At 62.9% G+C, this 13000-nt stretch carries 10 protein-coding genes; 5 read left to right on the forward strand and 5 right to left on the reverse strand.

Annotated features, from left to right (window positions below; translation table 11 throughout):
* The 3 genes from ACEN88_RS12660 to ACEN88_RS12670 all read right to left on the reverse strand — a co-directional run.
* On the reverse strand, nucleotides 1-338 hold a 338-nt coding region (locus ACEN88_RS12660; RefSeq protein WP_413340031.1), incomplete at its 3' end, for a hypothetical protein.
* Nucleotides 339-447: 109 nt separating this feature from the next.
* Nucleotides 448-1341, reverse strand: coding sequence for a pirin family protein (locus ACEN88_RS12665; RefSeq protein ID WP_413340033.1), 894 nt, complete (start codon nucleotides 1339-1341; stop codon nucleotides 448-450).
* A gap of 32 nt (nucleotides 1342-1373) precedes the next feature.
* Nucleotides 1374-1967 carry an FMN-dependent NADH-azoreductase gene (locus tag ACEN88_RS12670; protein WP_413340035.1) on the reverse strand — a complete coding sequence of 198 codons (594 nt, stop codon included), beginning with the start codon at nucleotides 1965-1967 and terminating at the stop codon, nucleotides 1374-1376.
* Between the two features lie 105 nt (nucleotides 1968-2072).
* On the opposite strand from ACEN88_RS12670, the gene ACEN88_RS12675 reads away from it, so the two are divergent.
* Nucleotides 2073-2984, forward strand: coding sequence for a LysR substrate-binding domain-containing protein (locus ACEN88_RS12675; RefSeq protein ID WP_413340037.1), 912 nt, complete (start codon nucleotides 2073-2075; stop codon nucleotides 2982-2984).
* Nucleotides 2985-2987: 3 nt separating this feature from the next.
* Here ACEN88_RS12675 and ACEN88_RS12680 read toward each other — a convergent pair whose 3' ends face one another.
* Together ACEN88_RS12680 and asd are read right to left on the reverse strand one after the other, a co-directional pair.
* Nucleotides 2988-3554 carry a DUF7010 family protein gene (locus tag ACEN88_RS12680; protein ID WP_413340039.1) on the reverse strand — a complete coding sequence of 189 codons (567 nt, stop codon included), beginning with the start codon at nucleotides 3552-3554 and terminating at the stop codon, nucleotides 2988-2990.
* A 56-nt stretch (nucleotides 3555-3610) separates the two neighbouring features.
* The gene (gene asd, locus ACEN88_RS12685) at nucleotides 3611-4462 is read right to left on the reverse strand and encodes an archaetidylserine decarboxylase (RefSeq protein ID WP_413340041.1); all 852 of its coding nucleotides are present in this window, start codon (nucleotides 4460-4462) and stop codon (nucleotides 3611-3613) included.
* 191 nt (nucleotides 4463-4653) lie between these two features.
* On the opposite strand from asd, the gene ACEN88_RS12690 reads away from it, so the two are divergent.
* The 4 genes from ACEN88_RS12690 to ACEN88_RS12705 form a co-directional block, all read left to right on the forward strand.
* Nucleotides 4654-6837: a TonB-dependent receptor plug domain-containing protein gene (locus tag ACEN88_RS12690; RefSeq protein ID WP_413340043.1), complete on the forward strand. Its 2184-nt coding sequence runs from the start codon at nucleotides 4654-4656 to the stop codon at nucleotides 6835-6837.
* A 315-nt stretch (nucleotides 6838-7152) separates the two neighbouring features.
* On the forward strand, nucleotides 7153-9972 hold the full coding sequence (locus ACEN88_RS12695; RefSeq protein WP_413340044.1) for a TonB-dependent receptor: 2820 nt from the start codon (nucleotides 7153-7155) through the stop codon (nucleotides 9970-9972).
* Between the two features lie 92 nt (nucleotides 9973-10064).
* Nucleotides 10065-11567, forward strand: coding sequence for a tryptophan halogenase family protein (locus ACEN88_RS12700; protein WP_413340046.1), 1503 nt, complete (start codon nucleotides 10065-10067; stop codon nucleotides 11565-11567).
* Nucleotides 11568-13000, forward strand: a 1433-nt coding sequence (locus ACEN88_RS12705; RefSeq protein ID WP_413340048.1) for a glycoside hydrolase, incomplete at its 3' end; no start/stop codon positions are given.

The raw sequence follows: 13000 nt of genomic DNA on the forward strand, positions 1-13000 counted from the left end.
GTGCGCGGGCTGTCGCAGGCGTCGATCAGCATCGCGACGAGGTCCGTCGGCGCCGTGCCGCCGCGGCGCAGGCGCGCGTGGATGATGGCCAGCAGCGCGCGCTGCATGCGCGGGGTCGGATGGGTGATGTGGGCGAAGACGGTGGGCGTGTTCGTGATGGCTTCGCAGATCGCCGTCTCCATCTGGTCCGCCGTGAGGTCGGAAGCGATGTCGAAATAGGCGCGGTCCCAGCGCGTGTGGGAATAGCGGTGGCCGGGCGGGAAGGCGTCGACGCTTTCCAGGCCGAGGGCGCGGCTGGCGCGGGACAGCAGGGACGACAGGACGGGGAGAAGCGGCATCGTTAGCGAACGTCAATCGGATAATGCGCGCTAGTGTAGACCAAGAAAAGGAAATGCGCGGGGAGCGGACCCCAGGTCGCTCGCCCGCGCGGAAAACCAGCTCGAGCGCTTACGCCGCCGAAGCCGCCGTGCTGTCCGTGAATTTCCCGTTACGGAAATCCTCGACGGCCTGGAACACCTCGGCCTGCGTGTTCATCACGAACGGGCCGTATTGTGCGATCGGCTCGTCCAGCGGCCGGCCCGCGATCAGCAGCAGGCGCGACGGTTGCGACGCCTTGATGCGCACGCCGTCGGCGGCCTTGGCGTTGTCGAGGATCGCCATGCGGGCCTGCGGCACGGCTTTACCCTCGACGACGACCTCGCCCCGGAAGACGTACAGGAACGCGTTGTGCCCGGCCGGCAGCGCCTGCTCGAACGTGGCGCCGGCAGGCAACCCGATGTCCAGGTACAGCGGTTCCGTCACCTCGCGCTGCACGGCGCCGGCGACGCCGTGGGAGCTGCCGGCGATCACCTGCACGGTCGCGCCCGAGTCCAGGGTGAAGCGGGGCACGGCTTCGGCGGGAATGTCGCGGTACCACGGCGCGCTCATCTTGTCCCTGGCGGCCAGGTTGAGCCACAGCTGGAACCCTTCCATCAGGCCTTCGTTCTGCTCCGGCATTTCCGAGTGGATCACGCCGCGGCCAGCCGTCATCCACTGCACGCCGCCGTTCGTGATCGCGCCTTCATGGCCGGCGCTGTCGCGGTGGCGCATGTTCCCGGTCAGCATGTAGGTGACGGTCTCGAAGCCGCGGTGCGGGTGCTCCGGGAAGCCGGCGATGTAGTCGCCGGCCTTGTCGCTGCCGAACGCGTCCAGCATCAGGAACGGGTCGAGGCGGCGCTGCAGCGGTTGCGTCAGGACGCGGTTGATCTTGACGCCCGCGCCATCCATCACGAACTGGCCGCCGACGAGGCGTTCGACGCCGCGGCTGGTGGCCACGGCCTGGGTTTGCACTTGCTGGGTCATGATCTCTCTCTCCTTGACGCAATGTTAATGATTTATGCCAGTGCTGCGACCGCGGCGTCCGCTTCGGCCTGGCCTTTTGCCGCCGCCTCCGGACCCATCGCCAGGCCCGCCGAGTAGATGAACTGGTGGTCCGTCAGGCCCAGGAAGTTCAGCAGCATGCGGATGTGCGGGACTTGCGGGTCGGCGTCAAGCGGATAGATGCCGCCGCGGGCCGTGGCCACGACCACCTTCTTGTTCTTCAGCAGGCCTTCCGGACCGCTTTCCGTGTAGCGGAAGGTGACGCCGGCGCGGGCGATGGCGTCGAACCAGGCTTTCAGCTGGATCGGCATGCCGAAGTTGTACATCGGGGCGCCGAGCACGATCACGTCGGCGGCCTGCGCTTCGGCGATCAGCGCGTCGTCCAGGGCCACGCGGGCAGCCTGGTCGGCGGTGCGCTGGTCGGCCGGAGTGAACAGGGCGCCCAGCGCCGCTTCGTCCAGCACCGGATGCGGGTTCGCGCCCAGGTCGCGCACCGTGACGGTCGCGCCCGGATTGGCGGCGGCCACTTTGGCGACGATCGCATTGGCCACGCGGGTCGATTCGGATTGGGTGCCGCGGAGGCTGGAATTGATCTGCAGGATGTTCATGGTGTCTTCCTTGGTTTGCGTTTCGATATGGACACTTTAACGGTTCCAAATATCGTGCGGTAGACGTTAGAATGGATAACATTATTCAACGAGTGGAACAATCATATGGACGTCGAACCGAACGACCTGCTGCTGTTCGCCCGTATCGTCGAGGCGGGCAGCTTCAGCATGGCCGCGCAGCGCCTCGATTTGCCGAAGTCGACCGTATCGCGCCGCATCGCGATGCTGGAGGCGAGCGTGGGCGAGCGCCTGCTGCAGCGGACGACGCGGCGCCTGATGCTGACGGAGTTCGGCGCGAGCCTGCTGGAGCACGCGCGCAAGGTGGCGGAAGAGGTGGAGGCGGCGGGCGCGCTGGCCCAGCACCGCCAGGCGGCGCCCAGCGGCAAGCTGCGCATCTCGATGCCGCAGGATTTCGCCAACGTCGTCATGGCCGACATGATCCCGCAGTTCATGGACCGCTATCCGGCCGTGTCGCTGGAACTCGACCTGTCGCCGCGGCGCGTGGACCTCGTCGCGGAAAACTTCGACATCGCGATCCGAATGGGCGACCTGCCCGAGGATTCCACGCTGGCCGCGCGGCGCGTCGCGATCCAGCAGTTCGGCCTGTACGCGGCGCCGTCCTACCTCGCGCGGCGGGGCCTGCCCGAGCATCCGGACGATCTGCTGCAGCATGACCTGCTGTGCATCCTCAGCCGGTCCGGCGGTGCCGTGCCGTGGATTCTGCAGCGCGGCAAGGTGCGTTGGGAAAAGGAGTTGACGGCGCGCCTGACGGCCAATTCGCCGCAGTTGCTGGCGAAGATCGCGTGCAGCGGGGCCGGCATCGCGGCGAGCACGGATTTCATCGTGGCCAAGCACGTCAGGAAGGGAGAACTGGTGCGCGTGCTGCCGGACTGGGATTTGCCGGGCTCGACGGGCTGGGCCGTGTTCCCGGGCCGCCGGCTGATGCCCGCGAAGACGCGGGCGTTCCTCGATATGCTGGACGAGGTGTTTTGCAAGGACCGGAACAAGTCCGAATAAGCGTCAGGCCGATACGCGCAACGTGTCCTTCGTCCCGCGCAGGGCGGCCAGCACGATGGCGCCGAACACGATCTCGATGGCGCCGCCGGCGAACGCGCCCACCGCCGGCGCCGCATGCAGGGCGGCCAGGCCGTAGCCCGCCAGCGCCAGCACGGCGCCGCACACCCAGAACAGCTTCGTGCCGAATAGCGTGGCGAACGTCAGGTAGCGCCCGCCGATGACGAACAGCATCGCGGGGAAGAACAGCTCGATGCGCCACAGGGAGATGCCGTAGGCGAGGGCGAGCATCATGATCATCCAGATCGTCGTCGCGAAGGCGAGCATGCCGTGCGGATTGCCCGCGGCGTGCTTGCCGGACCGCCCCAGCAGGCGGGTCAGCAGGGACGACACGGGATGAATCAGCACGCCGCCCGCGTACAGGGCCCAGACGGCGTCCCGCGGCGACTTCCACAGGCAGACGAGACCGGCGATGGTCCACACGGTGCCCGACACGAACAGGCCGGGCGCGCCGCCCAGGTAAGCCGTGCGCATGTCCTGCTGGGCGCCGGCGACGGTAAGGGTGTCCTGCATGGCTTGCCTCCATGAAATAAGGCGTCCATGCTGCCACGAAAAACTTGTTAGTACAATCAGGCCGGCCGGTTGCCCATCAATTCGCCCAGGCGCACGGCGCGTTCCGGCGCCCAGTCCGGGTTGAAGCGGATCGTGTCGGGGCGGAACAGCATGACGATCGTCGAGCCGAGCAGGAAGCGGCCCATCTCTTCGCCCTTTTTCAGGACGATGTCGCGGTCCGCGTAAGTCCACTCCGTCACCTTCTGCAGGCGCGTCGGATTCACGACGCCGTGCCACACGGTGGCCATGCTGCCGACGATCGTCGCGCCCACGAGCACCAGCACGAACGTGCCGTGTTCCGACGATTCGAACACACACACGACGCGCTCGTTGCGCGCGAACAGGTTCGGCACGCCGCGCGCGGTCGTCGGGTTCACGGAGAACAGGGCGCCCGGCACGTAGATCATCCGGGTCAGCTTGCCGTCGCACGGCATGTGCAGGCGGTGGTAATCCTTCGGCGACAGGTACAGGTTGGCGAAGCAGCCGTGCTGGAACTGCTTGGCGAGGGACGCGTCGCCGCCGACCAGTTCCGTCGTCGTGAAGCGGTGGCCCTTGGCCTGCAGGATGTGGTGATCGTCGATCGCGCCGAACTGGCTGATGGCGCCGTCGACGGGGCAGACGAAGTCGGCCTCGGCCAGCGGACGCACGCCGGCTTTCAGCGGACGGGTAAAGAATTCGTTGAAGCTCTTGTAGCTCGTGATGTCCGGATTCTCGGCCTCGAGCATGTTCACGCCGTACTTCGCGACGAACCAGCGGATCAGCCGCGTCGTCACCGTGCCGCCATTGGCACCGGCCACGCGGCCGGCAAACGTCGTGAGGCGCCTTTTCGGCAACAGGTACTGGGGCAGGACTTTCAGGCGATCGGACACGGTGAACCTCGATATGAAGACGCGCCATTATAGCGGCACGGATGTTCTCTAAGGCAAAACCACGGGCGGGCGGTCCGCGGGGCCGGCCGGGCGCCAATGCATATCAAAAATATTTACGCAAAAGCAACAAAAGGCCGGCGATCTGTCGGACAATGGCGGCCGGTCTCTTTTGCCATTCTGACATGCATACCGTGAAAACGCCATTCCGCCTGACCTTGCTGGCCGCCGCCATCGCCGCCGTCGCCGCCCCGTGCATCGCCCACGCCCAACAACCTTCGGCACCGCTCGCCAAGGACGACAAGATCCAGCAAGTCGAGGTCAAAGGCGCGGCCGACGCCTATGATCCGCGCCGCGACGACACCGCCAGCAAGATCGTCGTCAATCACGACGAGATCGTCAAGTACGGCGACACGAGCGTGCTCGACGTGCTGAAGCGCGTGCCGGGCGTCACCGTCAGCGGGACGGGTGGCGGACGGGGCGGCGAGATCCGCATGCGCGGGCTCGGCGCCGGCTACACGCAGGTGCTGCTCAACGGCGAGCGCGCGCCGGCCGGGTTTTCCATCGATTCGCTGGCGCCGGACGTCATCGAACGCATCGAAGTGCTGCGCGCGGCGAGCGCGGAATTCTCCACGCAATCGATTGCCGGCACGATCAACATCGTCCTCAAGAAGACGGTGAAAACGGCCCAGCGCGAACTGAAGGCGGGCTATGGCCACGGGCATGACGTGGCGAATCCGTCCTTGAACCTGCAGCTGTCGGATCGCGCCGGCAAGCTGTCGTATTCGCTGTCGGCGAACCTGTCGCGCTCGCACTTCTGGCGCGAGCCGGAGACCGTCGAACGGCATCTCGACACGGCCGGCCGCCTCGACGGCCTGCGCCTGGGCGGCCAGTCCGATGCCGCCCGGTTCACGGCCTTCAACCTGAGCCCGCGCCTGAACTGGAGCTTCGCCAACGGCGACACGCTGACGTCGCAGACGTTCTTCAACATCAACCGGTTCCAGAACGCGTCCGAGGGGCGTTTGACGACCTGGCTCGGCCCGCTCCCCGCGTATCCCGGGCTGGACCAGACGATGAGCAACGACAACCGTTTCTTCCGCGAGGAGCTGAACTGGGTGCACAAGTTCGCGGGCGGCGGCAAGCTGGACGCCAAGCTGAGCGGGCTGTACGGCGCCCTCGCCAACGCGACGTATCGCACGGGCAGCGGCAACCCGGCCTCCCCAGCGCTGCACGAGGTCATCTTCTCGGCCGGCACCGACCGCGGTATCAGTTCGATGGGCAAATACACAAGCGCCAGTTGGCAAGGCCACGCGCTCGCGTTCGGCTGGGACGGCGGCTATTCGACGCGCGACGATGCCCGGCGCGACCGCGACTATTTCCGGCCCGACGTCGCGCTGCCCGGCGGCGACGAAATCTACAATGCCCACGTCGCCCGGCTGGCGGTGTACACGCAGGACGAGTGGAACGTGACGCCGCGCTGGTCCGTGTACCTGGGCGCGCGCTGGGAAGGCATCCAGACGAGAACCGAAGGCAACACTTTCGCGACGGCGCACTCGCGCTCGACCGTGTTGAGCCCGCTGATGCAGACGCTGTACAAGCTGCCCGGCACGAAGGGTGATCAAGTCCGTTTCGCCGTCACGCGCACGTACAAGGCGCCGGGCCTGCAGAGTCTCATCCCGCACCGCTTCACGTCCGTCAACAATAGCCAGACGGAGCCGGATTTCATCGGCAACCCGAACCTGAAGCCCGAGCTGGCGCTGGGCATCGACGCGTCGTACGAGCATTACTGGGCCGAGGGCGCGCTGCTGTCGGCGAGCGTATCGAGCCGGCGCATCGACGACTACACGCGTAACCAGGTGCTGTTCGACGGCACGCGCTGGGTGTCGACGCCATCCAACGCGGGCCAGGCACGTACCCACGGCGTGGAACTGGAAGCGAAATTCCCGCTGAAGGCCCTGATCGGCACGAAAGAGGCGCTCGACCTGCGCGCGAGCCTGTCGCGCAACTGGTCGACCGTCGACTCCGTGCCGGGTCCGAACAACCGCCTGGACGCGCAGACGCCGGTCTCGGCCACGCTGGGTGCCGATTACAAGCGCGGACCGCTGACCGTGGGCGGCTCGTACGTGTTCAAGAACGGCGGCCAGGTGCGCGTCTCGGCGAACCAGATCAGCTACCAGTCCGTGCGCCGCGACCTCGACCTGTACACGCTGTGGAAATTCAACCCGAAGCTGCAACTGCGCGTCGCCACCGCGAACCTGCTCGCGCAGGACTATATCAGCGAAAGCAGCTACGTCCTGGCCGGCAATGGCACGCAGTCGACGCGCACCATCACGCCGCTGTACCGCAGCGTGCGCGCGACGCTCGAAATGAAGTTCTGATCCCGCATCGACGCGCCGCAGCATCGCGTACCGGCCCGGCCACGCCGAGCCGGACGCGTATCCCAATCTATCCGCAATCGTTATACCACCATACAAAATCCGCATAGGATTGTTGGCAATCCTTTCTCGTAACATTGTATTTATGCGATAACGTTGTCGCGCTGCTCCGGTGGGCGAGCGCGATGACTTGCGCGACATTCCCGCCGGCTGGAATGTGATCCACACGAGCCGGCAGCATACAAGGCAATGCCCAAAAATTACTATAAGGAGATATTTGCTGTGCGAAACGGAAATGTAAAAACGATTAGAAAGACGATGGTGGCCCAAGCCTGCGCGCTTCTCGTGGCAGGGCCGATTGCCGCGCATGCGCAGGACACGAACGTTGCGAGTGCAAGCGGGGACACGAGCGCCCCGAACACCGTTATCGTCACCGGTCAGCGCGCGGCGCTGAAGTCGGCGCGCGATCTCAAGCAGGACGCCAATCAGATCGTCGACTCGATCCAGGCGACCGATATCGGCAAGCTGCCGGACGTGAGTACGGTCGAGTCGCTGCAGCGGGTCGCCGGCGTCCAGATCCAGCGCCGCTATGGCGAGGGTGGCACCGATTACGACCATCGCACCGAGCCCGCGATCACGATCCGGGGCATTACGCAAGTCCGTAACCTGATCGACGGGCGCGACTTCTTTACGGCGAACGGGGGCCGGGCACCGGACCTGGAAGGGCTGCCTTCCGAACTGATGGCCGGCGTCGACGTGTACAAGAACGCGGCGTCGAACCTGATCGAAGGCGGTGTCGGCGGCGTGGTCAACATTCGCACGCGACTGCCGTTCGACTCGAAAGAAGACATCAACGTCATTACGCTCAAGTCCAATTACTACGACCGCATTCGCAAGTATTCGCCGGCGGGATCGGGCCTGTTGAGCCGCCAGTTCAAGACGGATTTCGGCCGCATGGGCTTCCTGGTGAATGCGACGGCGAGCAAGACCTATTATCGCCAGGACGCCGTTCTTCAACAGCAGCAGCACTGCCTGACCGCAACGGTTGGCAAATGTGCGACGGACGCGGCGCAACCGCCCTCGGCGGCCAAGGTCGCGGCCTACAATTCGATGCCGAACAAGGGGTCGCTCCCGGAACTCTATGTGCCGACATCCTTCGAGATGTACGAGGACTCGGGTGAGCGAAAGCGCCAGGGCCTGGCGCTCGCCTACCAGTGGCAGGTGAACAGCGACGTTCTCCTCACGGCACAAAACCTCTATTCGAACTACACGTTCATCCGGCGCGGCGAATACATCTACGGCGACGACAAGAACAGCGACCCGCGCGCAGCGGCAGGTTCCACATGGACGTGGGCACCTGATGGCAGTGCCACGAGCGGCACGTTGTCGCCGCAGATTTTTTCATCCTCCCGGTTCGACCAGGACGTTCGCAATCGCACGAACCTGTCCGCAGTGAACGTCAAGTGGCGCATTTCGGACAGGCTCAAGTCGAAGACCGACTTCGCGTATGAACGTGCCAACTACGATGCCGACCGCAATGGCGACTCCATCAAGCTTTACGATAATGAAAGCAGGAGTGTCGCCAATATCCCCAACCTGAATCTCGCCTTCGACGTGCGTGGCAGGATCCCGACATTTTCGATCGTCGATCCAGCCAATCCGGGCAATCCTTACGCCTATTTCGGCAATCCGAAGAATTGGTATTATGAGTGGCTCGCGAATGCGGTCGACCGTCACAAGCTGAAGATGTCGGCCCTCAGCCAGGATTTCGACGACGACCTCGGCGATCATTTCTTTACCAAACTGCACGTCGGCATACGCGCTGCCGATACCAAGGTGCTGTTGCGGGGTAACTGGAACAATACCGGTGTCTGTAACGATACGGGCACCAACCCCAGCTGGGGCGCATGCCCGCTTATTCCGGTTGCGCAGCATCCGGATCTCGCCTACGCTGGGCCTTCCAGCAATTTCATGCAGCCGGGTATCGGCTGGCCAGTCGCCGTGTTCCCGGAGTACGCCAATCCCGACTCGAGCGTTCTCGATCGAACCGTCGCGACGTATGCGCAGTTATTCGCCGGCAAGCCGAATACGTATACGTTCGACACGACGTTCCGTCCCGGGGATATCAACGAGCAACACGAAAAGACGCGGTCGTTCTTTGTCACGGGTGACTTCGGTACCAGCGTATTCGGTTACGAGCTCGACGGTACCGCCGGTATTCGCGTCGTGAAGACCGACCAGACGTCGATCGGCTATGTCCAGGACAGCACCGGGTCGCGCGCCGCCACGCTCAATAACAGCTACAGGAATTTCCTCCCCAGCCTCAATACGCGCCTGCACCTGAACGAGGATGTGCAGGTCCGCTTTGGCTACAGCAAGACGATGACGCGGCCAAACTTTACCGACATGGCCGCCCATGTCCAGCTGAATCCGAACATCCCTTCGCAATACGACGCCAACGGCCGCCCGACGGGCAGTTCCGGTAATCCGTACCTGAAGCCGATGACTGCGACGTCCTACGATCTGACACTGGAAGACTATTGGGGAACGTCGAATATGGCGTTCGTGGGGTTATTCAAGAAGGATATCGACGGTTACCTGGCCGGGGGCACGGAACCAATGAACTTCGGTGGCGTCATCTACGATATCGGCACCAGCATCAATCTCGGCAAGGGCTCGGTAAAAGGCATCGAAGCTGGCTTTACCCAGTTCTTTGATTTCCTTCCCGACCCGTTCAAGGGCTTCGGCATCCAGGCCAACTACACCTATGTCGACTCGAAAGTCGAGCTCAAGCCCGGGACCCTCATTCCTTTGCCGAAGTTGTCCAAGAATAGCTACAACCTGATCGGCCTCTATGAAAAGGGACCGCTGCAAGCGCGTCTTGCGTACAACTGGCGTTCCTCCTACCTTGACCAGATCAACGGCAGCGGTGTGTTTGGTGCGAACCAGTATGCAGCGCCGTATTCATCGCTCGATGCGTCGGTGAGCTACCAGATCAACAAGATCTTCACGCTGTCGGCGGACGCCGTGAATCTGAGGAACTCGATGTACCACACGTATGTCGAGCGGCCCTCGGGCGGTTTGTTGTGGCAACTTAACGATCGTCGATATAGTGTGTCCCTGAAGGCAAGCTTCTAACGCTGATATGAGCGAACGCGCCGCGGGTCTTTCCGCGGCGCGCTTTTTGTGAACGCGATCCACAAGGGGGCAGGATGGTCAAGGATAGATGGATGGCCAAGGTTGTCATCCTCGGCGGCGGAACCGCAGGATGGATGACGGCGGCCGCGTTGTCCCACACGTTCGGTCACGCCGTCGAGATCGTGCTGGTGGAATCGGACGCCATCGGCACGGTGGGCGTTGGCGAAGCGACGATCCCGCCGATCCGCACGTTTCATCAGATGATCGGCATCGATGAAGCCGAATTCATACGCGCCACCGGGGCGACGTTCAAACTCGGTATCGAATTTCGCGGCTGGCTCAACGACAGTTCGACGTATTTCCACCCTTTCGGCGCGTATGGGGTGGAGCGCGACATCGGGTACTTCTTCCAGTACTGGCTGCGTTTGAAGGAGAAAGGGCAGGTTTCGGACTTCTCCGAATTCTCGCTATGCACGTTGGCAGCGCGAAATAACGTATTTGCGCCCGCGTCCGAACGGCCCGGCGATCCGCTGCAGCATCTCCAGTCCGCCTATCACTTCGACGCCGGCCGCTATGCGAAATACTTGAAGGGGGTCTGCCTGGCGCGCGGGGTGTCGCACAAGATTGGCGACATGCTGACGGCGGAGCGTGACCCGGAAAACGGGCATGTCACAGGCCTGAAGCTCAAGACGGGCGAGCTCGTGACGGGTGACTTGTTCATCGACTGCTCCGGCATGCGCGCCATGCTTCTCGGGCAGGAGCTGGGTGTCGAGTATGAAGACTGGTCGCGCTGGCTGCCGATGAATCGCGCCTGTGCGGTGCCTTGCGAACAAAAGCTGGCACTGACTCCCTATACGATTTCCACCGCCAGACCTTTCGGCTGGCAGTGGCGGATACCTTTGCAGCATCGCGTTGGTAACGGCGTGGTGTATTCGAGCGAATTTGCCACGGATGAAGCGGCAGAGCGGTGTCTGCTGGATGGATTGGAGGGGGAGCCGCTGGCGCCGGTCAACCGCATCAAGTTCACGGCAGGAAGGCGCAGGACGCCCTGGACGAAGAACGTGGTCGCCATCGGGCTTGCCAGCGGATTCCTGGAGCCGTTGGAGTCGACCAGCATTCATTTCATTCAATCCAGCATCCAGCGGCTCATCCGCTATTTTCCGGACGCCGGTTTGGCGCCGGTGTGTGCACAGGCTTTCAACAAGGAGGCGACCCGGGAAGTCGAAAACGTCAGGGACTTCCTCATCCTGCATTACCACGCGACGGAACGTGACGACTCGGCATTATGGCGCTACGTGAAAGCCATGCAGATTCCGGACAGTCTCCAGGAAAGAATTGAGCTGTTCCGTGAGCGCGGACAACTGAACCTTGCCGCCGAAGAACTGTTCCAAAGCACGTCGTGGCATGCCGTCCTGTTGGGCCAAGGGATTCGGCCAAGAGCCTACATGCCTACGATGGCCCTTCAAGACGACGCCATGCTCGCGACTGCGTACAGCAATCTGGAGCGCAACTTCAAGAAAATCGTGTCGAGGCTTCCGGATCATGCCGCCTACATCAAGGAACACAAGCTGGCCTCGACCATGGAGAATCGCTGAATGAGGTTGCGCAAGCTACTGCAGTATATGGTTGTCGTCGGATTGGGTGTCCTGGCAAGCGGCGCCCATGCCGAACATACCGGCGACAAGCCGGCGACTGTTTCCGTCGTGATCAATGTCGACTGGCGGCATCCGACGCGACCGTTTGAAGGATGGGGCACCGCGCTTGCCTGGTTTGCCCATGTGACCGGGAAATTCGCCGAGCCGCAGCGCACCCGGTTGGCCGATTTGCTCTATGGGCGGGACGGTCTTGCATTGAATATCGCGCGTTACAATATTGGTGGCGGCAATGCGCCCGGGACACCAGCGTATTTGCGCCCCGGTGGCGATATTCCCGGATTCTGGCGCAAGCCGGATGGGTGGAATCCGGACGCCGACGATGCCTGGGACTGGTCCGCGGATGCCGGGCAGCGCTGGTGGCTCGATGCCATCAAGGCGCGGGTCGCGCCGCGCGATTTGATCCTCGAGGCGTTTTCGAATTCGCCGCCGTATTTCATGACCCGCAGTGGCCTGGTTTCCGGTAACGTCAATGGGTTGGAGGACAACCTTCGTCCGGGATTCGAAACCCAATTTGCCAAATATCTCGCGCGCGTCACGGCGGAGCTCGAGCGACGCCACGGTATCCGATTCAGAACGCTGTCTCCGGTCAACGAGCCGAATACGCCTTATTGGTTTTCCACCAACAAACAGGAAGGCGCTCACTGGTCGCCGGAAGCGCAATCGCGCATGTTCATTGCGTTGGCCAAGGTGCTGGCCGAATATGGCATGAAGACGGAAATATCGGGGCCGGACGAAACCAATCCCCAGACTTTTTTCGTCGACTGGGCCGGTCTGTCACCCGATGCGAAAAGCGTCATCCGGCAACTCAACGTCCATACCTACGAATGGATAGCAAAAAGTGGGGTGCGGGACATCGCGGAAACGTCGGGAAAACGGTTATGGATGTCGGAAGTCGATCTATCGCCCAGCAATGTGCGGGAAGACATCGACGACATGCGCCCGGCCATTGCGCTGGCGCAGCAGATCGTTACTGACATCAACAGCATGAATCCGCGCGCCTGGGTTCTGTGGCAAGCCATCGAAAACACGTCGTCCGATCCAAAGAAGAGCTCGAACTGGGGATTGATCAAGACTGATTTTTCAAACCTCGAGCGACCGGACTACCGGATCACGAAAAAATTCTGGGCGTTTGCCAATTTCACGAGATTCATCAGGCCAGGGTTTCGGTTCCTGAAATCCGATAACCCGGATGCGCTGGTGGCTGAAAATCCGGAAACGCATGAAGTCGTCATCGTGGCCGTCAATCCGGGGATCGTGTCGCGGATGCTGGACATCCGGCTGCCGGATGCAAAACTCGGCACGATGACATGCAAGACCTATATTACCCAGGCAGAAGACAGCCTCGCGACGTCGAAACCCGCATCATGCGGCGC

Source organism: Massilia sp. CT11-108, assembly GCF_047302915.1.
Classification (GTDB): domain Bacteria; phylum Pseudomonadota; class Gammaproteobacteria; order Burkholderiales; family Burkholderiaceae_D; genus Telluria; species Telluria orientalis.